This window comes from Gracilinema caldarium (assembly GCF_029265695.1).
Classification (GTDB): Bacteria; Spirochaetota; Spirochaetia; order Treponematales; family Breznakiellaceae; genus Gracilinema; species Gracilinema caldarium_A.
The window spans coordinates 91,188-115,354 of the sequence record NZ_JAJUHW010000005.1; the positions used below are offsets into that span (position 1 = coordinate 91,188).

At 46.0% G+C, this 24,167-nt stretch carries 17 protein-coding genes; 3 read left to right on the forward strand and 14 right to left on the reverse strand.

Features of this window, described 5'->3' with window-relative positions; translation table 11 throughout:
* Positions 1-40: 40 nt before the first annotated feature.
* Complete coding sequence (greA, locus tag Q7P68_RS03300; RefSeq protein WP_304222758.1) at positions 41-2,737, forward strand: transcription elongation factor GreA; 2,697 nt, start codon at positions 41-43, stop codon at positions 2,735-2,737.
* A gap of 92 nt (positions 2,738-2,829) precedes the next feature.
* On the forward strand, positions 2,830-4,908 hold the full coding sequence (locus Q7P68_RS03305; protein ID WP_304222759.1) for a VWA domain-containing protein: 2,079 nt from the start codon (positions 2,830-2,832) through the stop codon (positions 4,906-4,908).
* Here Q7P68_RS03305 and Q7P68_RS03310 read toward each other — a convergent pair.
* From Q7P68_RS03310 to mutS, 14 genes are all read right to left on the reverse strand, one after another.
* Positions 4,905-6,266 (reverse strand): HEAT repeat domain-containing protein, encoded by a 1,362-nt coding sequence (locus Q7P68_RS03310; protein ID WP_304222762.1) that lies wholly within the window; start codon positions 6,264-6,266, stop codon positions 4,905-4,907. The genes Q7P68_RS03305 and Q7P68_RS03310 overlap by 4 nt on opposite strands.
* Positions 6,263-7,414 (reverse strand): tRNA guanosine(34) transglycosylase Tgt, encoded by a 1,152-nt coding sequence (gene tgt, locus Q7P68_RS03315; RefSeq protein ID WP_304222764.1) that lies wholly within the window; start codon positions 7,412-7,414, stop codon positions 6,263-6,265. The genes Q7P68_RS03310 and tgt overlap by 4 nt, the downstream gene beginning before the upstream one ends.
* A 16-nt stretch (positions 7,415-7,430) precedes the next feature.
* Positions 7,431-8,474, reverse strand: a complete 1,044-nt coding sequence (locus Q7P68_RS03320; protein WP_304222766.1) for an LptF/LptG family permease — start codon at positions 8,472-8,474, stop codon at positions 7,431-7,433.
* A 17-nt stretch (positions 8,475-8,491) separates the two neighbouring features.
* Positions 8,492-9,769, reverse strand: a complete 1,278-nt coding sequence (locus Q7P68_RS03325) for an LptF/LptG family permease (protein WP_304222768.1) — start codon at positions 9,767-9,769, stop codon at positions 8,492-8,494.
* Positions 9,770-9,778: 9 nt separating this feature from the next.
* Positions 9,779-11,074 carry a M16 family metallopeptidase gene (locus Q7P68_RS03330; protein WP_304222772.1) on the reverse strand — a complete coding sequence of 432 codons (1,296 nt, stop codon included), beginning with the start codon at positions 11,072-11,074 and terminating at the stop codon, positions 9,779-9,781.
* Positions 11,075-13,186 carry a polyribonucleotide nucleotidyltransferase gene (gene pnp / locus Q7P68_RS03335; protein WP_304222775.1) on the reverse strand — a complete coding sequence of 704 codons (2,112 nt, stop codon included), beginning with the start codon at positions 13,184-13,186 and terminating at the stop codon, positions 11,075-11,077.
* Positions 13,187-13,357: 171 nt separating this feature from the next.
* A complete protein-coding gene (gene rpsO / locus Q7P68_RS03340; protein WP_304222777.1) occupies positions 13,358-13,627 on the reverse strand; it encodes a 30S ribosomal protein S15 in 270 nt (89 codons plus the stop codon).
* Between the two features lie 341 nt (positions 13,628-13,968).
* Positions 13,969-14,880 carry a tRNA pseudouridine(55) synthase TruB gene (gene truB, locus Q7P68_RS03345; RefSeq protein WP_304222780.1) on the reverse strand — a complete coding sequence of 304 codons (912 nt, stop codon included), beginning with the start codon at positions 14,878-14,880 and terminating at the stop codon, positions 13,969-13,971.
* Complete coding sequence (gene rbfA, locus Q7P68_RS03350) at positions 14,861-15,220, reverse strand: 30S ribosome-binding factor RbfA (protein ID WP_304222783.1); 360 nt, start codon at positions 15,218-15,220, stop codon at positions 14,861-14,863. Before rbfA ends, truB begins: the two co-directional genes overlap by 20 nt.
* Entirely contained in the window at positions 15,220-18,084 is a 2,865-nt protein-coding gene (gene infB / locus Q7P68_RS03355) for a translation initiation factor IF-2 (RefSeq protein WP_304222786.1), read from the reverse strand. Before infB ends, rbfA begins: the two co-directional genes overlap by 1 nt.
* Before the next feature lie 9 nt (positions 18,085-18,093).
* Positions 18,094-19,569, reverse strand: coding sequence for a transcription termination factor NusA (gene nusA, locus Q7P68_RS03360; RefSeq protein ID WP_304222788.1), 1,476 nt, complete (start codon positions 19,567-19,569; stop codon positions 18,094-18,096).
* Positions 19,569-20,033 carry an LSm family protein gene (locus Q7P68_RS03365; protein WP_304222790.1) on the reverse strand — a complete coding sequence of 155 codons (465 nt, stop codon included), beginning with the start codon at positions 20,031-20,033 and terminating at the stop codon, positions 19,569-19,571. The genes nusA and Q7P68_RS03365 overlap by 1 nt, the downstream gene beginning before the upstream one ends.
* A 137-nt stretch (positions 20,034-20,170) precedes the next feature.
* Positions 20,171-20,908 carry a ComF family protein gene (locus tag Q7P68_RS03370; RefSeq protein ID WP_304222793.1) on the reverse strand — a complete coding sequence of 246 codons (738 nt, stop codon included), beginning with the start codon at positions 20,906-20,908 and terminating at the stop codon, positions 20,171-20,173.
* A gap of 38 nt (positions 20,909-20,946) precedes the next feature.
* Entirely contained in the window at positions 20,947-23,613 is a 2,667-nt protein-coding gene (mutS, locus tag Q7P68_RS03375; protein WP_304222796.1) for a DNA mismatch repair protein MutS, read from the reverse strand.
* Positions 23,614-23,677: 64 nt separating this feature from the next.
* On the opposite strand from mutS, the gene Q7P68_RS03380 reads away from it, so the two are divergent.
* A complete protein-coding gene (locus Q7P68_RS03380) occupies positions 23,678-24,166 on the forward strand; it encodes an STAS domain-containing protein (RefSeq protein ID WP_304222799.1) in 489 nt (162 codons plus the stop codon).
* Position 24,167 lies beyond the last annotated feature (1 nt).

Here is a 24,167-nt window from a genome sequence, read left to right on the forward strand (position 1 = left end):
CGATTAAGATAGATTTCCCTCCGGGGATAGGAGTTAGAGAATGTCAGAAGCCCTCCTCAAGAATGTGCAGGAATTATTAAACGAAGAAAAGTGGACCCGTGCCACTTTAAGCAACTACTCAACGACTCAGTTCAAAGAACTGGACCAGATTCTCAAAGAAGCCAAGGAAAAACGGGCTTATGATGACTTAAAAAAGCTCTGCGATGAGCATCTGAGCCATACCAAAAACAGTATTATTGCCCTGTATCTCTCGGGGATGATTGCCCTATCCCGCCAGCTGATTGACGATGCAGCCCTGGTATCGCTCATCACCATCTTTGTAGATAACCACAAGTGGCCTATTGTAAAATACCTCTGCGAACGCATTTTGGATTACGGCGAGTCCAAATATGCATTAAGAATGCTGGCAGAATGCTACCAAAATGAAGACAACCAAGAAGCGGTATACGGTGTCTGGGAGCGGCTCGTTAAGGTCGATTATGAAGAAGCGGATATCGCAAAGGAACTGGCAGAGTATTTTGAAAAGCAGGGCAAGACGGAAGAAACCATCGACTACTATAAAAAAGCTCTGCATCGGTATGTAAATAAAAAACTCTTTATTAATGTTAGGGAAATTTGGGCTAAACTATTGGAGCTCTGCCCCGAGGATCTTGATTTCTTCCTTCATGTACAGAAAAAAGTAGCTAAAAATATCAGCGAAGATAAAGCAGCCCTCTTATTACAGGAATTGTATCAGTCCTATAGAAAACAGAAAAAAATCGATACGGCCATTGAAATTCTTAAAATCATACTTACCTATGATGAGCGGGATTCCCTGGCCCGTAAAGAACTTGTTGAATGTGTCCGTGAAAAGTATGCAAAACACAGCCAGCTCGAAGAATACATAAAGCTTTCTAACCTTGCCCAAAGCTGGAGAAATGTTCACGAAGCGATTGCGGATTTTGAAAAGCATATTGCATTTGATACGGGCAATTTTGTATTCCACCGGACCTGGGGTGTGGGCCGCATCGCAAAGGTCGTAGGCGACGAAATAACCATCGATTTTGCCAAAAAGCGGGGCCACACCATGTCATTAAAAATGGCGGTCAGCGCCCTGCAAACCTTGGCGAAGGATCACATCTGGGTTCTCAAGGCTACACAGAAAAAAGAAAAATTGCATGAAAAAATTAAGGATGATCCGGCCTGGGCCCTCAAAACAATCATTCGCAGCTTTGACAACTCCTGCGATATGAAGCGTATTAAGGCAGAACTGGTACCCGGAATACTCTCCACCGGCGAATGGACTACCTGGAGTACCAAGGCCCGGGATATTCTGAAATCGGATCCGAACTTTGGAGTAAATCCGGATAAAATTGATGAATTTGTCGTCCGTGAGCGGCCTATCAGCGTGGAAGAAAAGCTGTTCAACCAGTTTAAGGCTGAACGGAATTTCTTTGATCGTCTGCAGACACTCCGGGATTTCCTTAATATTGGGGATACTGAACCTGACTCGGAATATTTCTCCGAAATGTTCAATTATTTTGCCGGTTATCTTAAATCTTATACCCAGGTAAACGAACAAGTCATTGCATCCTATCTCTTTGTAAAAGACCTGGTTGGGAAGTTCCCCTATCTGAATACGGGCTTGCAGTTTAATTTCGTAGAACTCTTCGATGAAATCGAAGACCTGCCGGGATTATTCAATGCCCTTAAGGACACAAAACTCAAGGAAGAATTCCTCCACCATATCAAGCTGTTTGTCCCCAATTGGCCTGATATTTATATCCAGCTGTTCCCCTATGCACTTTCAGCGTCGATAATTAATACCTTAAAAAAAGAAGGCTATGAACAGAAGCTTATCGTAATGGTGCAGAATGTGTTCGAAAAATACCGGGACATCAACAATAGGGAAGCAGCAGTGTGGCTTTTCAAAAATGTGGGAAAAGAAGATTGGTTTGAAAAAACAGGCATTACCTTTGAAAAACAACTCATCACTCTTATCCACATTCTTGACATAACCTACCGGGAAATTGAAAACCATCGGGAAACAACCGAGAACAGAAAGGTAAACAAACAGGTCCATACCATGCTGTTCAAGGACGGGGTACTGGACGAGTTTATTGACCGGGTCGATACGGACACTATTACCCGTATCTATACTCTGATTGATGATGTAAAGGATTTAGATCCGGCCCTTAAAATGAAACTGCGTAACCGGATTCTCGATAAGCACCCGAACTTTAAATTCTTCGGCTCTGAAGAAAAAACAGTTATTACCCGTGGTCTCATTGTTACTTCCAGCAAATACCAGGAAAAACAGCGCCAGCTGCAGCATATTATGGAAGTGGAAGTACCGGCCAACTCAAAAGAAATTGGGTTTGCCCTTTCTCTTGGGGACCTTCGGGAAAACGCAGAATACAAGGCAGCCAAAGAAAAGCAAGAAATCCTTAATGCCACGGTGGCAAAGCTTAAGGATGAAATTGAACGGGCCCAAATTTTTGATCCTTCGACAGTAAATACCAATAGGGTTTCCTTCGGTACTGTGGTGGTTCTGCATAACAATGCAAAGGGAATTGATGAAACCTATACAATTCTGGGTCCATGGGAATCTGATCCGGATAACAATATTATTTCCTATTTATCTCCCTTCGGCGGCAGTATCCTTAATCGTAAGGTAGGGGAGCAATTTGATTTCTCTATTAACGACACAAAAATCACCTATACGGTTAAGTCTATAGAAGCTGCAGAAATAAAGTAGACCTTTTACCGTGCAGGTGTAATACCGAGCCGATTTAGGAAATTTGTAAGATTTCCTAAATCGGTAATAAAATAAAAAGTAGGAAGCGGGCTATGAGAAAACACGTTTTGATTTCCTTATTGTTGACCCTCCTGAGTGGCTTCTCTTTTTCATACGAACAGAAATCTATAGATCTTGTGGTTGTGCTGGATACATCTTCGAGTATGTATGCACATAGTCAGCAGGTTTCAGATTTTGTGATTGGACCCCTGCTCAAGGATTTTCTAAGATATGGGGACAGTTTTCATCTCATATCCTTTTCTTCTTCCGCAAAAATAGAAATATCCCGCAAAATAGAAAACATTGGCGACATAGAAACCATTATGGGCCGACTTCTATTGTTATATCCTTTGGATAAATATTCCGATATAATTGCGGCCCTGCAATATACCTCTCGATACCTTACAGAATTGCCGGAAAATAGAGCAAAAACGGTTATTTTTATTACCGATGGTGATCACAATCCCTCGCCAACAAGTCCGAATAAGCTCGGGACCGGTGAAACCCTCGATACGGCAATTCGGGAAGCGGTGGCAAAACTGAAAGGCAACGGTTGGACCTTTCATTATATACATGTTCCACAGGATTTAAGTTTTAGAGCCGCCACGGTCCGTGCAGCTCCGTCCGGGAAAACAGCAAGCGGCACCGCTCTCGCGGCTCAACCCGCTGCGGGTACTACCGCTCCGAGCAGCAGCAGTACGGCCAATACAAACGCCGCAGGTCAACAAGGCGCTACGCCAAGTGAAACAAAAGCAGGTGAATCGACGGGCTCTACAAAACAGGAAACGGGGGCTCAAGATGTATCTTCCGTGGTAGCTCAGGAATTAAATATTCCTGTAACGGAATTACATCCCGAACAGGGCTCTGAAATTATCAGCACAAGCATTGGTGCTATTTCTGTAGAGTTTCCTATTTCAGTCGGCAAGGTACACCGCAATTTTACATTGCCGCTTAAGGTGAAAAATCCATCACCAAATCCGGTATATTTAGAGACTCAGGCGGTTTTAGTCGAAGGGACTGACCGGATGAGAAAGAAATCTTTTAAGGAAATACCTCCCCGTTCTGACTCAGTTCTGGACTTGTACATTGGGCTTCCTGAAACATATCAAAACGGCGCAACAACGCTCAGAATCGAACCCCAGTTTTCCGGCTCTATCCGTATCAATCCTCCGAGTGCTCCAGTCAGAGCCGATGTGGTAAGCGATACCATGTCGAGCTTGCTATTGAGTCTTCTTCCGATTGTGCTTCTCATAGCAGGCATCCTGCTTGCCGCAGCCTTTGCCGTCCTTATTATTATTGTATTAAGAAGGCTGCAGAAAAATCCCAGCTATGCAATGGCTGAAGCAATACAAACAACAAGGGAAGAATCAAACAAGGTTACCAGGCCCGTTCCTTCCAAGGAAAAAGAGCAACAGGCCCAGCCATTTCTCCCAAAAGATACCAGTATGGTGGACCTTATGGCCGAGTTTGCCCGCAAAAAAGCAGAGGAGAAAAACAAGGGACCTGCCCTTCCCCTCCAGACTGGACCTGCGGCTCCCGCAGTCCAGCAAAATTTGGCATCTTCAGCTCAAGGCGGCTTAGAAGTCACGCAGCCTGAGAATAAAAAGAAAAACAAAACCCCAGTCAAAATACCTTCTTTCTCTGGAGCCTTGTCGGTTTTACAGGAAGATACGGGCTCAACGGCAATCACAAAACCGTCGCTTGCTATTGAGCCTTCCATTTCCGTACGGAGAGCCAATGGCCGAATTATGCTATCCCTTTTCGTTCAAGACCAAAATACGGCTATTGGTAAGCGCAACGTACATCTCATGAAGGCGGGGCATAGGCTTACCTTAGGGGGCCACAATTCAGACTTCTTGATTTTCTTGGTTCCCATACCGCATCGCATCGCGGATGTCCATTTCGACGGAGAAGAATTGACCTTAATTCCCAGAAAGAGCGAATTCTTCCCTGACACCGGGGCCGAACCGATTTACAATTGTGTCGGAAAGACCATTCATCTCAGGTCTGCTAAGGGGTATGACCTTTATATACGGTTTGAGAAGTACCAGAACCCCTTAGATACCCTTAACAATTTCTTGAGATCCATCGAAGTATCCGGAACCAGCCAGAATCAGTCTACTACTAACTAATCTCGAATACCAAAAGTCTCCAAGGTTTCCTTCGCTCGTCGAGCGAGGGAACCGTATTTTTTTTCATCCCGCAGCGGTTTTATCATGTCGGCGAGATCAGTAAAATTATTGTTTTTTGCCAACTGGAGACCATAAGATAGCTCCACAATATCGGTGGATGCAAGTAAATCTCGGGCTAGATTTTTTAGATTGTGAGCTTTAGCTTCTGATAAAACTTTAGCAAGACCAGCCTGGAGGACTTTTTGTTTCTGCTGTTTTGCGTCCTGATAGCTTTTTATTATTTCTTGACCGTATTTTTCTGCATCATGGGTAAGCAGCATTTCAGCAGTTACAATTTTTATTTGATCCTGAATGTTTTTTTGGCGAAACAGGTCTAGCAGAGCTGCAACCGCCTCGGTATTTCCAATCTGCCCGAGAGCTCTAACCGAAGCTTCTTTTACCGCAACAACCTCATCATTAGCGGCACGAAATCGTAAGTACGGCACCGCAGCAGCCAATTTTCGCTCTCCAGCGGCCTTAGCTGCCGCAAGCCGGGTTTTATAGAAAGAATCGCGGAAGGCGCTAATAATTGCCTCATCTACCTTTTCTCCCGTGAAGGGCCCCAAAGCGGCAATAGCGCTGGCTCTCACATTCGGGTCCGTATCTTGTATCCCCTTAAATATTGCATTGAGCCCCTTTTGGTCCTTAATTTGTCCTAGGGCTTCCATGGCTGTCATTTTACGGAAGGGCCGTTCGTCGGGATTTGTGGCAATATCAGCAATAAAATCGATAGTGTCGTCGAGACCGCTTTCTCCCAATGCAAAAATTATCGCATTTTTATCATCATCGACTGGTTCTTTAGTTTTATAAAAATTAATTAAATAATCGGCGATGTCTTTCTTTTCATCCGCAGGAAGGGAACCAATTATTTTACCTAAAGCTCTGATCGCTGAATTAAGAAAACTTTTATCATCCGTATTTAATATATCCTGCAAATATTTAATTGAATCCTTTGCTTTTACTGCACCGACATACTCTATGGCACTCCGTACTGCTTCTTTTTGTTCATCATACCTATTTTGAATTAATTCAATGGCTTTGGATTCTAGGCCGGTCCTGTTTTGTTCAGTAAAAAAAGCCAAGACTCCGGTTATAATTTTTACATTTTTTGTATCCTTCGCTATTTGAGCTAGTTCATCGTTGAGATATGTTGCTTTTTCGTTTTTAAGAGTTGCAATAAGATTTGCAATTTCCGTTTCTGTCCCATAACGTATGATATCCCGCTGTTTTTCTTCCAGCGTTTTTTCTCCCGTTTCTGAATAAAGAAAGAATGCGGTGAATAGCCATAATAATAAAAATACACCTATTTTCTGCATCATTTTGATCCGCCTTCTTTTCCCTGCAGGTAGGAGGATAAAAATTCTTTTTTAAATTGATCGTACCTATCCTCATTAATTGCCTGCCGGGCCTTTTTAACCAAATCATGGAGAAAATACAAATTATGATAAGAGGCCAAAATTGATGAAAGTATCTCACCTGTTCGATATAAATGCCTCATATAGGAACGACTATAGTTGCGGCACACTTTACAAGTACATTCCGGATCTATGGGGTTAAAATCATACTCATATTTTTCTTTTTTAATTGTAATAGGACCGTTTTTGGTAAACAGAAGACCATTGCGGGCTGTTCGTGTGGGAAATACACAATCAAACATATCAATCCCCTCGCCTATGGCCTCAAGGATAAACTCAGGGGTCCCGATTCCCATGACATAGCGGGGCTTATTCTGGGGCAGAAGCGCTGTCGTAAAAGCGAGGTATTCGGCAAATACATCAAAGGGCTCTCCTACAGAAAGTCCGCCGATGGCAATACCAGGCGTATTGGCGGCAATAACCGATTCAGCGCTACGCTCCCTTAGGTCTTTGTAAAAATTACCCTGTACAATAGCGAATAATTTCCCTTGGTACACACCTTCATTGATTATTGAAGTCCAGGTCATTTTTGCCCGCTTAAGCCAATTATCGGTAATTTTAAGGGCCTTTTCGGCTTCTTTATATTCGGTTCCCCAGCTGGTACAAACATCAAGCTGCATTTGTATATCACTGCCAAGGATGCTTTGAATTTCTACAACCCGTTCGGGACTTAAAAGATGATAGGAGCCATCAATATGGGAGCGGAATTTCGCGCCTGCCTCGGTGATTTTCCTAAACGGAGCAAGTGAAAAAACTTGGAATCCACCCGAATCGGTGAGTATGTTTTTATCCCAGTTCATAAAATGGTGTAGACCACCAGCAGCACCAATAACATCAGTTCCAGGTCTCAGATAAAGATGATAGGTATTGGATAAAATGATCTGAAAACCAATTTCATGGAGGTCATTAACAGTAATCGCTTTTACCGTCCCATTGGTTCCTACAGGCATAAATACAGGTGTTTCTACAGAACCATGGGGAAGCTGCATTATGCCAGTCCGAGCTTTGCTTGATGAATCTTGATGCAACAAGGTAAAAATCGAATTATCCATCTATAAATCCTTATTATTAGGTTCGTGCAAACCGTATCATGATTATTCCCGCTAACAAGAAAATAAAAACCGGGGCCCAGGCGCCAGCCATAGGAGGAATATAGGAAAGCTTTGCAAGCATGGTGGCTATCATTTGGGCAACATAATAAATGACCGCAGAGATAAGACTAGAAAGAAGACTCATTAAAAGTACATTTTTCTTAAAATATCCACCTAGAGATAGGGAGAGTAGAATAACTACTAAAGGAGTAACCGCAAAGGCGTACCGTTTATACAAATCGGTAAGGGCCGCAGAAAATGGCAGCCCTGCCCGCTCTAAATCCAAAATATACAGGCGAGCTTGAGAAGCAGGTAGTTCTTCTATGTCAAGAGAACTACGGCGGAACGTTTCTGGTTTTTCTATAAAATGCATCTCTTCTGGCAATACAGAGGCGGTAAAAATGTCTCCATCCCAATGGTACATAAGCGGATTTTCAAGGCCCCATTCACTACCATTCCACACAGCTTTTCTGGATCGGATAAGACGCAGGAGCTCACCTTCCGCATTTCGTTCAATAATAGTAAGTCCATTCAGGCTCTTTTCATCATCATTATAAAAGTCAACAATATACAAAAGGCGACCTTCGTCGGTTTTAAACACCACATCCGAATTGCTTGCACTGGCCTGCTGGTGAAGTAAGATTCGAGAAAGGGCTTTTTTTGCTTTTAGGGTAGGCAAAACAATGGAGTCCTCAAAAAAGAAAGATGCAATGGAGAGAAAGACTCCCAAGATTAAAACCGGAATAGCTGCATTCCAAAGGGGTATTCCGGAAGTAAAAATGATAACTAATTCGTTTTTTGAATATAGGTCTCCGAATGCGTAGGCTATAGAAAACAAAAGGGAAATCGGCAGCGCATAAGAAATACATTTTGGAATATATAAAAGCACAACCATTCCTATCGAGGCGATTGAGGTTTCATAAGACAGATACTTCCAGAGATTGGCAAAAAGGTCGATGAGAGACAGAAGCAGCACAAAGAAAAAAAGAGCCGCAAAAAAAAGTGGTATAACTTGCCGCATAATGTATCGATGGAGAATCATCGTCGTATACGCTCCAGGCCCAACAAGCCGCCAATAGTTATTGCCATAATGTTTGGGAGCCACATGGCCCAAAAGGGAGAATACCCCAAGCGGCTGCCTATCGTTTGGCCACCAATGAGAAGGGCCCAATACAATACCGCAATGAACAAACCAAAACCGAATCCGACGGTTTGACCGCTTTTCCGCGCAAAGAGCCCCAGGGGAATCGCAAGAAATACAAATGACAGAGCTCCAAAAGGAATTGAAAACTTTTTATAAAATTCCAGCTTATACATTTTGAGATTCCGGTCTTCCGCCATATCCCGTAAGCTTTTTACCTCATTACCAAGACCGGAAAGCTGCTGGGTAACCCTATTTTGATCAAACGGATAGCCAGAATACATTCGCAGCGTACTTTCCAACTTTAATGCCTGTTCAAACAGGGCTTGTCTTTTTGCATCAACCCTCATATCCACCGCATTTTGTTTTTTTCGTATTTCCTTCCAGACATCGGCTGAACTCATTTCCCGTGGGCCCAGGGTTCCAAACACCTGACTTATATTGGACTGGGAAATTGAATATTGCAGCACCTTTGAACGGGCATAGTCATAATCCAGACGGTTGCTATCCTTAAAGGTTTGCATAAAAGCGTCGTACAAATTGATAGACAGCACCGTTTGATCCTTATCAGACAAAAGCTCCGTATGTTTAGCGCTTATGATTCTTCGTTCTCCGTCCCCCGTTCTATCTACAATAATGACATTATCTATAGCCTTACCGGAAGCCTGGCCGGTTATTATCATAGTATCCTTATACCGCTTGACCGTGTTGGATTCAAGCTCAAGGGCAGGACTGGCAATCAGAATCTTTCGATATAATTTACCGAATTCAAGTGTTCCCATAGGGAGCAATATGTCATTGGCTACAAAAGACACCAATGAAATTAGTATTCCCAACACAATAATTGGCAAATATATCATTTTGTATGAAAAACCGGATGACAGTAGCACCAGTACCTCATTATCTGAAGAAAGGCGCCCCACGGCCATTAGAATTCCAACGAGAGATGCAAAGGGAGCAGCCATGGCAACGATAGCCGGCAATGAATACAGCAACAGTAACATGACCTGGTTAAAAGGGACCCGTTTAGAAAGTATTTCCTCTGCCATGAGGAGCAACTGATTGATAAAAAAAATAAAAAAGAAAAAGAGAAAGGCTACAAAAAAGGAAAAAGCAGCTTCTGAGAATATGTAGCAAAACAAGGTAAGAGAAAAACCGCGGTCGTTTCGGGTCATAGAATTATCTTAACGCGATTGTATGATCTGCTCAAGCTGGCGGGAAAACCGTTTTTCCGCTTTTTTAGGTCCCGCGCCAAAAAGAATCGGTTCATTCTGTATAAAAAGACCGATACTTTCTTGCACATCAGATACACTGATATCATGTATTTTTTTTATTGATTCTCTGCAGTCTATAATGGTGCTCTTATATAGGGCTTGTCTTGCCAAGCGTCTCATCCGGAATTCTACATCCTGGGCCGCAATGGTAATCATACCTGCCAGATGTGACTTGGCATTATGGATTTCTTCTTCTGAAAAACCCTTGGCGGCTAGTTTTTGCATTTCTTCATGAATTCCTACAAGCAGCTTTTCTGCATGGTTTACCGAACAGGTTCCAAAAATAGAAAAGAGTGAACAATCTCTAAAAAGATTCGGGCTGCTATAGATGGTATAACAGATGCCTAATTCTTCACGGAGCTTTTGGAATAAACGGGATCCCATGGCGTCCCCAATAGCTGCATTTGCTATTTCTAAGGCGTAGTAAGTTTTTTCATCAATATGCCGAGGCCCGGGGAAGGCATAGAAGACCTGAACATACTGGGAGGACAGGGTTTTGTATGTAAGACCATTTTTACTAGGTAATAGCGGTGCTTCGCAAGAAGCAGGGGTATGGGGGTGAATAGTGCTTTTACTCTTTTTCTTTGCATCTATTAAAGGCTCAAAAGCTTTAAGCACCTGGTCAGGATCTATACCGCCCGCAACGGTTATAAGATCAGGCTTACCCATGAACTGTTCAGTATAAAATGTATAAACCTGATCCCGTGTTTTTGTTTTTATATCCTCCAGGGTACCCCCAATAGGGCGAGCGAGTGGATGAGTTCCCCAATATCGGAGAGCAAATGCGTCAGCCGCAAGTTCTTCTACATCATCGAGTGTAGAAGCAATTTCATTCTCGATGACCACCAGTTCCCGGCTAAATTCATCGGGATCAAAACGTGCGGATGTTACAAGATCGGTAAGAATACGGGCCGTTTCTGCAAAACCACTGACTGGAATTGTCGCATGGAGACCCATGGTTTCCCGTTCGGTAAATGCATTGACAAGGCCGCCCATAGAATCAAAACGTCGGGCAATTTGGGAAGCCGTAAGCTCATCGGTTCCCTTAAAAAGCATGTGCTCAATAATATGGGTTGCACCGGACAGGTCTTCATCCTCATCTCGGGAACCGCGGTCGTACCAGACACCAACGGCCGCAACATCCGCTGCGGCCGTTGATTCGACGAGGATCCTAAGACCCCCGTCGAGGCTTGCATCAAAAATCAATTACCCTCTCCGCCCCTGCTTGTCGCTGTCGGAGGATTCAATCGCGTCGATATAGGAAAGGTTGAGCCGGCCCATTTTGTCAATTTCCAATAATTTAACAGGGATATGCTGTCCCTCTTTCACCACATCAGTGACGTTGGCTATTCGCTGACGAGAAAGTTTTGAAATATGACAGAGACCTTCTTTTCCGGGCAGTATTTCTACGAAAGCGCCAAATTCCATGATCCGTTTCACCACACCATCATAGATGCGGCCTACTTCGGGATCCTCTACAATACCAATCACTGCGGCACGGGCATCTTCTGCATTTTTAGCGTTCTTTCCGTAAATAGTAACCGTTCCATCATTTTCAGTATTGATGGTTACCCCGTACTGTTCGCAGAGGGCTTTAATAGTCTTACCGCCCGGACCAATCAGCGCACCGATTTTGTCTGTATCGATTTTCAATGAAACGATTTTTGGTGCAAATTCGCTGATCTGTTCCGTTGGCTTATTAAGGGTCTGGTTCATTATAGAAAGAATATGGAGACGACCCCGTTTAGCCTGGTCTAGAGCCTTTCGCATGATTTCGGGACTAACTCCCGCAATCTTAATATCCATCTGGAATCCGGTAATGCCGTCTTCTGTGCCGGCAACCTTAAAGTCCATGTCTCCCAGATGGTCCTCCTCGCCAAGAATATCGGAGAGAACCGCATAACGGCTTCCATCGGTGATGAGGCCCATGGCTATACCAGCCACTGGTTTTTTCATGGGAACCCCCGCATGAAGCATGGAAAGGGTTCCGCCGCACACGGTAGCCATAGAAGAGGATCCGTTGGATTCGAGTATTTCAGAAACAACTCGGATCGTATAAGGGAATTCCTCTTTTAAGGGGACCATAGCCTCAAGAGAGCGTCGTGCCAGATTGCCATGTCCGATTTCACGGCGTCCCGTACCGAGCCGGCCGACTTCACCTACAGAGAAGGGAGGGAAATTGTAATGGAGGATAAAGCGTTCCCGTTTATCCCCATCGATATCGTCAAATATTTGTTCGTCAAACACGGTTCCCAAGGTTGTAACCGCCAGGGCCTGTGTTTCGCCTCTGGTAAAGAGGGCAGAACCATGGGTGCGGGGCAGAACTCCGATTTCGCAAGTTATGGGCCGAATATCCTCGGTGCCCCGGCCGTCAACCCGAATACCCCGTTCAAGGATGGAACTGCGAAGAATTTCGTATTCCATTTCCTCAAAAAGGGCGTTGAATTGCTTCAACTGTTTTTCATCGGTAAGCTGTTCAGCATATTGGGAAGCAAGTTCTTCCTTTACAGCCTTGATAGCCGCAGAACGTTCATGCTTTCCCTTTACAAAACAGGCTTCCTGCATTTTGGGATATGCCGCTGCGCGGATCGTATCCTTATTCTGAAGAACAGTCTGGGATTCTAAAAGGGGCAGTTTTTCTTTGCCAGCCAACTCCCGCAGTTTTTCCTGCAGGTCGCAGAATTGAATAATTACCTGATGAGCCTTTTCGAGGGCGGCAATCATTAAATCTTCGGAGACTTCTCGTCCGCCGCCTTCTACCATGGTAATGCCATCGCGGGTTCCGGCTACAACAATTTCCAAGTCAGCTTTATCAATCTGGTCATAGGTAGGATTGACAATGAGCTCATCCCCAATCGCACAAACCCGTACACCCGCAATAGGGCCGTTAAAGGGAATGTCCGACACATGGACCGCCGCTGAGGAGGCTAGAATTGCCAAAATATCAGGGGGGTTCACCTGATCCGCTGAAACGGTGGTGGGTACAACCTGAATGTCCCGGCCGAACCGCTTGTCAAAAAGGGGCCGCATGGGCCGGTCAATAAGCCGGGAGACGAGAATCTCCTTATCCTTCGGTCGGCCTTCCCTCTTAATAAAACCGCCGGGGATTTTACCCGCCGCATAGTATTTTTCGTTGTAATCTACGGTAAGGGGAACATAATCGAGGTCTTCCTCGCCGCTGCTGGATGCGCAGACCGTGGCAATAACCGCAGCCCCCGCATATTGTGCAAAAACCGCGCCATTCGCCTGTTTTGCCATTCTTCCGGTTTCAAGGATTAACTCCTCTCCGCCAATCTGCATTGTAACTCTTTGTACCATACACATCCTGACTTACATATATAGGGTATAAAAATAAGCAGAAATACTTATTTTTATACCCTATGGGTTCGGGAACATTTGAAGTGCTGATGGCCCTTCAAAGTCCTATTAAAAAAGCCCGGCGTCGGGAGAGCACCACGCCATGCCGACAAAACCGGGCTTTTTGCAGCGTTATTTGCGGATTCCCAATTCCTTGATTAAGGAACGGTATCCTTCCAGGTTGGTGCGCTGCATATATTTGAGCATGCGTCGGCGCTGTCCTACCAGGACCAACAGGCCCCGCTGACCTGATTTATCTTTTTTGAATTTTTTACAGTGCTCAGTCAGCTGATTGATCCGTTCGGTCAAAAGAGCAATCTGAACTTCAGTGGCTCCCGTATCTTTTTCTGATTTACCAAACTTGTTGATAATCGATACGGTATCCTGTTTTGTCAATGCCATATACCATTCTCCTTATACAGGGATACTGTCTTTTCCTACACGGTTTACCGGTTTTAAGGCGACACTATCCAAGCATCCGAAGACCCATGTAATAATACAGGCAACCTTTCCGGGGTTAAAGAAAAAGTTCCTTGTGTTACTAAATGTTTCGCCCTTTCAGCGTTGCTGCCTCGACGAGGACACACAACCGTGAAACGGTGCAGTTTGTAAAAAAACTGCAGCGAAATAGCATCAGTATTGCCAGATAGTGCAGATTTCCGTAATTAACAGAAAACCGACAGATTCTTTCCCGTCTAGTTTACTGAATTTTCACGAAAAGTCAATGCGGATACACATGTTTGTTAAACAACCAGATACACATGTTTGTAAGACCAGCTGTATTTACCCTTTTCTACTAAGGCCCGCAGGGTATTGTTTTTATCAAACAAACCCAAAAGACGGGTTCCTTTTGGTAATTGATAACCCTTAAGCAGAGGATTGAGGGGCTTCCCATGCAAAATATACGCCACATCAAAATCATCCAATTGCAGGGCTGGGTACCCCATTGTATGAAATAAATCCATATTTACCGGCTTAAGAGCATCCTTTATGGCAGAAAAGCCAGCCGTTCCTCCTTCAGCCATGACGGCTGATTCGACGCTAAATGGCCCGACTCCAATACGACGAAGTTTTTCAAGGTAGGCACAGGATCCGGTCATTATTCCAATGTCCCTTGCAAGGGATCTTATATAGGTGCCCTTAGAACAATGAACCGCCACTGTTAACCTGTTGTCTTCAAATGACAGTGCTTCTATTGAATGAATAGTAATGGTCCGGGGTTCCATTTTAACATCTTCGCCCGCGCGAACCCGTTCGTATGCCCGTTTTCCATCTACATGAATAGCAGAATAAGCTGGCGGTAATTGAGATTGTATTCCAACAAAAGACTGCAAACTTTCCATAATTCGCTCTCTTGTCGGTACCGGCTCGGTTCTTATCACATTTCCTTCAGGATCAAGGGTGTCTGTTTCCACTCCGAAGTGAATTGTCCCAATATAGGTTTTATCAAGATCATCAAAAAGGGGGACCAGCGAAGTATATTTACCGGTCAGCAAGACCAAAAGCCCTTCGGCAAACTTGTCTAAGGTGCCGGTATGGCCTACTTTGCCAGTACCGAGGGCTTTTTTCACCTGATAGAGGGACTCAAACGAAGTAACACCACTTTTTTTATAAAACAGAAGGTAACCATCTAAATTATTGGTCACTTTCGGCATTCAGATCCTCAATCTTTTTTACAATCTCAAAACCTTCTTTAAGACTATGATCCGCGTGGAAACGCAGCTTAGGGGTCTGTCTGATATGCATGGATAGATTCAGCTGGGACTGTATAAAGCCAGCCGCACTTTGGAGCCCCTCAACACCTTTTTGTAATTTTTTCTCGCTTTCAAAGCTGGAAACATATACATCCGCATAGGCTAAATCTCTCGATACGGATACCCTCGTTATGGAAAGGAAAGGACCAACCCGTGGGTCTTTAATCTTTCCTTCCACGATAGAGGCACCAATTTTTTCTTGTATAAGATGATTAAGCCGCTCTAATCTAAATTCGGACATTATTTATCCTTTGAATCCTGCTGGTTGCTGCTTAGCTTACGGGCGACTTCAACCATTTCAAATACTTCAAACTGGTCTCCAACTTTGATGTCATCAAAACCGTCGAGGCCAATACCACATTCATAGCCAGCCGAAACCTCACGGGCATCATCTTTAAAGCGTTTAAGAGAGGCAATCTTGCCAGTATGAACTACAATGCCTTCCCGGATTACGTTGACGCTGGCACTCCGCTTTACAACACCGGTAAGCACATAACAGCCGGCAATAGTTCCAACCTTTGGAACCTTAAAGGTATCTCTTACCTCGACGGTACCGATAACCTCTTCCTTCATGTCAGGTTTGAGCATACCTTCCATGGCCTGCTGTATTTCTTCCACCGCCTTGTAAATGATGTTGTATTTTCGGATTTCAACCTTTTCCTGGTCTGCCAGGGCCTTAGCCTGCGGTGTGGGCCGCACGTTAAAGCCGATGATAATAGCATTAGAAGCCGCAGCTAAGTCCACGTCCCCTTCGTTAATCGCACCAGGCAGGGCCTGAATAACGTTAAGGCGCACCTCTTTGGTAGAAAGTTTTTCGAGGCTGGATCTCAGGGCTTCGACAGATCCCTGAACATCGCCCTTAATAATAACCTTGAGTTCCTGTATTTCACCGTCGCTGATGGTATCATAGAGGTTATCCAGGGTAATTTTCTTAAGGTTTTTAGCATCCTCAAAACGCTTTAATTCCTGCCGTTTTGTAGATATTGCCCGGGCAACCTTTTCATCTTCTACAACCTGGAGGGGATCTCCCGCATTCGGAATACCTTCGAATCCAAGAACTTCAACGGGCATGGAAGGTGTCGCCTCTTCGATACGGTTTCCCTTGTCATTAAAGAGGGCCCGAACCTTTCCCGGCCAAATACCGGCTACAAAGGAATCGCCGATGCGTAACGTACCCCGCTGAACAATGACGGTAGAAACTACACCTCGGCCATGATCAATCCGGGATTCAAGGATCTTGCCTTCTGCCCGGCAAGCATAATTAGCCTTGAGTTCAAGAATTTCTGCCTGTAAAAGAATAGCATCGATAAGTTTATCGATACCAAGTTTTTTAAGAGCAGAAATTTCCACATACATGGTCTGCCCGCCCCAATCTTCGGGCATTAAACCAAGTTCAGAAAGCTGGGTCTTAACCCGATCGGGATTGGCTTCCGGTTTATCAATCTTGTTGATGGCAACAATAATCGGAACCTTAGCCTCTTTTGCATGGTTTAAGGCTTCTATAGTCTGGGGCATGACGCCATCGTCGGCGGCAACCACAAGAACTACAATATCCGTAACCTGGGCTCCCCGGGCCCGCATCCGGGTAAAGGCCTCATGACCGGGCGTATCCAGGAATGTAATAGCCCCATGGGGTGTTTCGACCATATAGGCCCCAATGTGCTGGGTTATACCGCCGAACTCACCGGATGCCACATCGGCACTGCGGATTGCATCGAGTAATTTTGTCTTACCATGGTCTACGTGACCCATGACAGTAACGACCGGCGGACGAGGATTAAGTTCTTCGTTTTCATCCTTTTGGCTTTCAATGACAGTCTCATCATAGAGACTGACAATATTAACATCACAGCCAAACTCTGCGGCGAGTATAGTCGCTGTTTCTGCGTCTATCTGCTGATTTATCGTTACCATCATACCCATGGACATGAGTTTTTGAATCAGGTCCGAGGCTTTAAGATTCATCTTTTTAGCCAGCTCAGAGACAGAAATAACTTCCATGATGTCGATCGACTTGGGTACTGGATTCGTCATCCGAGTAGTCTTTTTCTTCATCTGGAGGAGCTTTTCTTCCATCTCCTCTTCTTTTCGCTGATATACTGGCTTTTTAGCCTTGAAGGCTTTCTTGGCAAGACCCTTGCCCTCCGGCAGTGGTGGAGGCGGCGCCATGCTTGGACGGCCTGCTCCGCCGGGACGGGGACCAAAACCGGGCCGGCCTGGTGCACCCTGGGGTCGTGGCTGTCCAGCAAAACCCTGAGGCCGCGGACCGCGATTAGCAGGAGGCCTTTGACCTGCACCTGCTGAACCAGCAGTCCCTTCCCTGTTTTGCGGTCCCATAGGTCGGGGAACCTGGGGCCGATTACCCTGATAGCCCTGGGATGCAGAACCGCCTTGGGATGCACCTGCGGGGCCTCGGTTAGTATTCCCGACAGGCCGTCCGCCGACACGGCCGGCAGCAGACGCAGGCCGCTGGGGGAATGGTGAAGCCCCCTGGCGATTGGCACTTACATTAGCATCCCGGTTTCCCTGGGTCTGTGGTCCAACGGGCTTTCCGCCGACACGGCCTGCGGCTACTGCCGGCCGCTGGGTATTCGGCATGGAAGCAGCGGGCTTTTCAGCTGCCTTTTTAGAAGCCTCTCCAGCTTCTGGCCCTTTTTCAGAGCTAGCCCCAGGGCTCGCCCCAGAACTAGCCGCATGGCTTGCCGTAGGACTTGCTATATGGCTTGCCATAGGGCTTTGATCCGCCTGAGGTTTCTGTTCTGCTGGTATCTTTTCGGCTTCCTGTTTGGAAGCGTGATCAGCATGGGGAACAGCAGATGGAACTACTACAACTTTGGGCTGAGGTTTTTTGGGAGCATTCGCAGCGCTATCGTTCGCCCCACCTTGACCTGCTCCCGTTTGTCCAGCCGGAGCGATTTGGGGCTTCTTCTTTACGACAACCACTTTTTTCTTTTCACCATGATCCCCAGCCGCACCTGGCTGTACCGCTCCAGTAGCAGCAGCTTGAGGCTTTTCCTGATCCTGGTCAGATTGGGATTTGGGATTTTTCTGGTGTTTAATTAATTCTACCTTTGGTTTCTGCGTTCCGTCCAATTCCTCAGCCATATTCCACCTTTACTCTTGATCCTCGTATTCGAAGCTCAGCCCAATACCACAGTTAGGACAACTGGTCATATCCAGGGTGATTTTAGCTCCGCATTCGGGACATTGATACTCTTCTTCTATTTCCTCAGAAACAGCCTCTTGGGCTTCTTCCTGAACCATTTCTTCGCCGTATTCTTCATCATCTTCTTCGATGATTTCTACGTTTTCTTCAATAATTTTTCGCAGATCCGCTAAATCTTGTTCGCTGATTCCCTTAATTCTGGACAAATCTTCTTCAGTCAAGGCAAGGAAATCTTCGATATATTCAATATCATTTTCAAGGAGGGCCTCAACAATTTCAGGCTTTACATTGGGCAGATCAGTGATTCGGCTGAATTCCTCTTCGTAGGAGCCTTCTTCTCCAAAGAGCTGAGATACAGCCCTGCGGGATTCGGAAGAAATATCCATCTCTTCATACTGGGACTCGGTCTTTACATCGATATTCCAGTCCACAAGCCGATTTGCAAGTCGGACATTCTGGCCAGTCTTTCCAATGGCGAGAGAGAACTGGGAGTCAGCAACGATAGCCAAGGCCTGACGTTTCGCTTCATCCAGAATGATAACATCCTTAACCTCCGCAGGAGACAGGGCATTCTTGATAAAGCGCCGCGGATCCGGATCGTATTTAAGAATATCGATTTTTTCGCCCTCAAGCTCCTTAATAATTGCTTGAATGCGCACACCTTTGAGACCCACACAGGCACCAACAGGATCCACATCATCTCGATTCGAATAAACCGCAATTTTAGTCCTATAGCCCGGTTCGCGGACGATTTTGTGAATCTCTACGGTTTTATCATAAATCTCTGGAACTTCGAGTTCAAAAATGGCTTTGACAAAATCGGTATGGGTCCGGGACAACACGACTTGCAAACCAGTGGGCCCCTTGGTCACTTCGACAATGAGCGCTTTGATACGATCATTAACCCGGTAAACTTCCCGGGGGGACTGGTATTTCCGGGGTAGAATACCTTCTACTTTGCCAAGATCCACATAAATGGTGCCATTTCGTTCCCGCTGATAGTAGCCGATAATAATCTCGCCTACTTTGTCTTTAAACTCAGAATAGAGGCTATCCTTTTGAATTTCCCGTATGGATTGATGGGCGGTTTGTTTTGCACTTTGCACTGCAATACGGTCAAATTCCTTGGGATCAATTTCTATAAGCAGTTCATCCCCAATTTCAGCTTCCGGATCGAGTTCCCGAGCTTCTTCCAAATCGATTTCAGAAACCGGATCGTAGACGCCGTCCACTATCTTTTTCTTTGCAAAAATCGAAACCTTTGTATTATCGTCATCAAACCGAACAACCGCATTGTCAGCAGTGCCAAACCGTCGTTTGTAAGCTGCCAGGAGAGTGTTCTCGATGGTTTTAAGGACCAACTCCTCTGAAATACCACGATCCTGAACCAGTTGGTGGATCGCTTCGGACATATCCGATGCCATCAGTCTTCAACCTCCTGAGAATAATCTAATTTTGCCTTTGCAATACTTTCGTAGGATAATTCCACAGTACCCTTCGCTCCTCGTAATACCAGGTGATGATCGTCCGCCTTTTCAATTATACCCGCGGTCCAATCCGATATATCTGTACGATAACACCGTACGCCCCGACCAATATACAATTGGAATTCGGAGGCATCCTTTATAGTCCGATCAATTCCGGGAGATGCCACTTCGATATAAAGCTCTTCCCCGGGAAAGGCGAGTTCCAGCCTGGGTACAATTGCGTGATGAACCCGAGAGCAATCGCCTACACCAACCGTGCCTTTTTTGGTAACCGTGAGACGAACCTGGGTTGATCCCCGTTGTTTCGAGACTGAAAGCTCCACGATAGACATACCAAGCCCGGAAACAATAGGATTCAAGGCATCATATAATGGATCTTCTTTCCTCGGGTTATAATTCACAGCTCCACCTACAAAAAAGGAGTCGTTCGAACGACTCCTTTTTTTCTATTCAATTGGTCGACTTACATTAGTACTCTACCGTTTCCAATATTCTTTGTCAACCATAAGACTTATGAGCAAGATTTATAAGTTTTGCACTAGTCATAGAACAAGGCAACTGCACCGATGAACTCTGCTCCGCCGGACCTCAAGGCCTGCGAACAGGAACGGAGGGTAGCTCCGGTGGTCATAACATCATCAAAAAGAAGCACCCTTTTTGGGACCTTGCGGATACAGAGGAATTTTCCCTTAAGGTTTTCTTCCCGTTCAATTCTATGAAGCTTTTTCTGGGTCAGTGAGGGAAGCCGCTTAAGGCAGCTTTGCACCGGCATTGAGATCCTTTTATGACCTCTCAAAAAACTCGAAAGCGTTGCAAGTTGGTCCCAGCCTTTTTCTTTAAGCTTTCCAGGCCGCGGTGGAACGGGCACCCAGACATCAAAATGAAAGCCAAGACTGGCAAGATATTCCGCGGATTGCAGTAATTTTTGTGCCAGGAATCGGCCGGCCGCTCGATTTTTTTGAAATTTGTACGCCTCAAGGAGCTGGGCGTGAACGCCCCGATAGGGATAGAGGTCAAGGGCAATATCATAGGGCGGCACATCCTGCTGCCGGCAGGCCATACAGAGCCCTTGTTCTGAGATGAGCGGCCGGCCGCAGCGGGGGCAGCGAGGTTCTGCGGCAAAATCCAGGTCAAATTGTTTTTGGCAATCCCCGCAGAGTCCGATTGTATACTCGCCAATATCGGTGAGCAGGGTGCCGCAGAGGGCGCAGGCACTCCCAAAGCACCAGGCCCTGAGGAGCCCTCCCAATCTTGCAGCAGCTATTTCAGTATTCATAGCCACAGTACATCGTAAAAAAGGGATGCCGCTTTGTTTTAATCTTCAAATAAGGAAGGGCCAGAGGCTGTAGGTTTCTTTGGTTTATGGCGGATTTCCTGGGTCATTTCTTTCCATGCGTAGAGCCTCGTCAGGGCTTCCAGGGGTGTAAGGCGATCCAAGTCCAGGTTTGCAAGTTCTTTTACTATTCGCTGCATGACCCCCTGCGGGAAAGTATCCAGCGCTTCAGGGGCTGCCGTCTCAGCGTTTTTTTCTTGCAAGCCCGTAATCCTATCCTTGAGTTCGTTTTCTGTTCGCCGCAGATTTTCAAGGATTTGGGCTGCCCGGGCTAAAACAGACGATGGGAGCCCCGCGAGTTGGGCTACAAACAGGCCGTATGATTCTTCGGTAGCCCCTTCACGGAGTTTCCTGAGAAATACAATTTTTCCATCCTGTTCGAGCACTTCCATGGATCGGTTTGCCAGCCGGGGATGTTCAATCCGGGAAAGTTCGTGGTAATGGGTGGCAAAAAGGGTCCTGCAGCGTATGTGGTCCAGCAGTTCCTCACAAACCGCCCAGGCTATCGAAAGGCCATCATTGGTACCGGTACCGCGGCCAACTTCATCCATAATAACAAGACTCTGACCTGTGGCGGCGTGAAGTATGTTGGCGGTTTCGTTCATCTCTACAAGGAACGTGGATTCCCCCCGGGCTACATTGTCCGAGGCCCCTACCCGGCAAAAAATGCGGTCAACAATACCGATTTCGGCTTCCCGGGCAGGCACAAAGCTTCCCATTTGGGCCATCAGGGTGATGAGGGCAGTCTGCCTGAGATAGGTTGATTTACCGGCCATATTGGGGCCTGTTATCAGTGCAAAGGCAATATCTTGAGTATCAAGTATTATATCATTGGGAATGAACTCGCCCCGGGGAAGATGGGCCTCTACTACCGGATGGCGGCCTTCGATAATCTTGAGTTTCTGTTCAGGAGACACGACCGGGCGGGTCCAGCCGTTAACCGTAGCAGCCCGGGCCAGGGCCTGGCATACATCAATCTCTGCCATTCTTCGGCCTGCGGCCCCCAACTCTCCGATCAGTAGTTTTGCCCTTTGGCGCAATTCTAAAAAGAGCTTTTTTTCTAATTCAATAATTTTATCTGAAGCGCCGTTTATATCCGACTCAAGGGCAGCAAGCCTGTCGGTGGTAAACCGCTCACCCCCCACCACCCCCTGGCGGCGGATAAAATGGGGAGGCACTAGGGACAGGTTTGATTTAGTTACCTCAAAGTAGTAACCAATAAGCCGGTTGTATTTTATTTTGAGGCTGCTGATGCCGGTTAATTTTCGTTCCTCTTCCAGATAGGTTTCCAGGAGCTGGCGGCCATTGTTTTTCAGGGCCTGCAGTTCATCAAGCTCCTTACTGTACCCAGGCCGGATCAGATTTCCTTCGGTAAGTAAAATAGAGGGCTCATCGAGCAGGGCCCGGTCGAGCTCGGCCTTGAGCTCCATGAGTTTTTCACGACTCTGGCTGTCCGGTGTGTCTTCGTACTCGCTGGGGATCTGACAGTCCTCGATAATGCGGGATAGGCTATCAAAAACACCGAGGCTGTTGCGGAGAGCTACCATGTCTTTACCATGGGCTTTGTCCATGGCAAGCCGGGAAGAAAGCCGCTCCAGGTCTGATGCACGACCGAGAATGTCTCTTATTTTTGCAAGACTTTCCTGCCGGTGGTACAGAATCTCCACCATGGAAAGCCGCTTGTTAATGACATCAATATCCCGCACCGGATGCAAAATACGCCAATAAAGAAGCCGCCTCCCCATGGCGGTTTTTGTGTGGTCCATAACTTCCAGGAGGGAAAAATGGACATCCCCGTCCCGAAGGTTCCGTACAAGCTCAAGATTTTTTTGAGACGCCTCATCAATGCCGACAAATTCTTCATCTCCATAGCGATGCAGGGTTTTAAGATGAGGCAGTACGCTGCGGGCCGTATCATCCACATATTCAAGAAGGACACCGGCAGCGAGGATCTCCGGCGAAGTATCATCAAGGCCAAAGGGCTTAAGATTTGCAGTTCCGAACTGGGCGGTAAGCCTGGAACGGCTTTGGTCCATATCGAAAAGCCAGTCGGCCCAGCGGTTAACCACAAGACCTGAACGATCCAGAATTGAATCCTGAAGGTATGAATAGCTTTCCAGAAGGGATTCCTGGATTATGATTTCCTTAGGCTGGAGCCGTTCAATTTCCCTGCGAAGCCGCTCTTCGCCGTCTTCGCGAAGAAAAGCGGTAGTCCAGAAGTCACCGGTAGATATGTCAATATACGCAAATGAAAAATGCTGCCTGTAAGATCCAAGGGCTGCTAGATAATTGGCGCTCCCCTTTTCCAAAAAGTCGTCATCCACCGTGGTGCCGGGAGTAATGACCTCCATAACCTGACGCTCGATAATGCCCCTGCCCCGGCCTGGTTCGGTAAGCTGTTCGCAAATAGCAACCTTTTTTCCCAGTTTAAGAAGCCGGCTGATATAACTCCGGGATGCATGATAGGGAACACCGCACATGGGGAGTCCATTGCGGCTTGTAAGGGTTAAATTGAGGAGGGAGGAAACCTCCAGGGCATCCTCCGCAAACATTTCATAAAAATCGCCTAGTCTGAAAAAAAGAACGGTCTCCCGATAGTCATTTTTAATACGGCGATACTGTTCAATCATGGGGCTCGAATCTGCCATGGGAGTTGCATTATAGAGCACTATGCTTTAAAGTACAACATAGAGATACATGAAGGAGCATACTGTGCCTGAAGCTTTGTATTACAAAGAAGAAAACAACTGCCTTTACCTTAAAGGAGAAGGACATATAACAGCCATACTTTGTGCTGACCTCCGAGAACTTGTGTTTAAGCGGTTCGAAGAGGAAAATCCAATAGAAGCTTTTTATGTAGACCTTTCGTCCTGCGACTATATGGATTCTACGTTTATGGGGCTCTTGGTAGGATTTAATAAGCGGATGCAAAAATTGATGAAGAAACGTATCACCATTGTCCGCCCCTCTCCTACTGCGAAGGACCTTTTGGATGGTTTAGGTCTTACATCCCTGGTTGCTATATCCGATGAAATGGTTCCTTTCCCTGCAAATATGGAGAATATTAACCAAACGATGAATGCCAGCGTGGATTTGCTGCTCCATAGCCATGAAAACCTCATGGAACTATCGGAAGAAAACAAAAAGAAATTTTCCGCCCTCCATTCGGTTCTAAAGAGCCAAAAAGATCAGGAAAAATAAA

What these genes read in the sequence shown, in the direction of transcription:
- Q7P68_RS03325 (WP_304222768.1), bottom strand. Translation starts at nt 9,769, where the DNA reads ATGACCCGAAACGACCGCGGTTTTTCTCTTACCTTGTTTTGCTACATA.
- mutS (WP_304222796.1), bottom strand. Translation starts at nt 23,613, where the DNA reads ATGGCAGATTCGAGCCCCATGATTGAACAGTATCGCCGTATTAAAAAT.
- rpsO (WP_304222777.1), bottom strand. Translation starts at nt 13,627, where the DNA reads ATGGCATTGACAAAACAGGATACCGTATCGATTATCAACAAGTTTGGT.
- Q7P68_RS03310 (WP_304222762.1), bottom strand. Translation starts at nt 6,266, where the DNA reads ATGATGCAGAAAATAGGTGTATTTTTATTATTATGGCTATTCACCGCA.
- truB (WP_304222780.1), bottom strand. Translation starts at nt 14,880, where the DNA reads ATGCCGAAAGTGACCAATAATTTAGATGGTTACCTTCTGTTTTATAAA.
- rbfA (WP_304222783.1), bottom strand. Translation starts at nt 15,220, where the DNA reads ATGTCCGAATTTAGATTAGAGCGGCTTAATCATCTTATACAAGAAAAA.
- infB (WP_304222786.1), bottom strand. Translation starts at nt 18,084, where the DNA reads ATGGCTGAGGAATTGGACGGAACGCAGAAACCAAAGGTAGAATTAATT.
- nusA (WP_304222788.1), bottom strand. Translation starts at nt 19,569, where the DNA reads ATGGCATCGGATATGTCCGAAGCGATCCACCAACTGGTTCAGGATCGT.
- greA (WP_304222758.1), top strand. Translation starts at nt 41, where the DNA reads ATGTCAGAAGCCCTCCTCAAGAATGTGCAGGAATTATTAAACGAAGAA.
- tgt (WP_304222764.1), bottom strand. Translation starts at nt 7,414, where the DNA reads ATGGATAATTCGATTTTTACCTTGTTGCATCAAGATTCATCAAGCAAA.
- pnp (WP_304222775.1), bottom strand. Translation starts at nt 13,186, where the DNA reads ATGGTACAAAGAGTTACAATGCAGATTGGCGGAGAGGAGTTAATCCTT.
- Q7P68_RS03370 (WP_304222793.1), bottom strand. Translation starts at nt 20,908, where the DNA reads ATGAATACTGAAATAGCTGCTGCAAGATTGGGAGGGCTCCTCAGGGCC.
- Q7P68_RS03305 (WP_304222759.1), top strand. Translation starts at nt 2,830, where the DNA reads ATGAGAAAACACGTTTTGATTTCCTTATTGTTGACCCTCCTGAGTGGC.
- Q7P68_RS03320 (WP_304222766.1), bottom strand. Translation starts at nt 8,474, where the DNA reads ATGCGGCAAGTTATACCACTTTTTTTTGCGGCTCTTTTTTTCTTTGTG.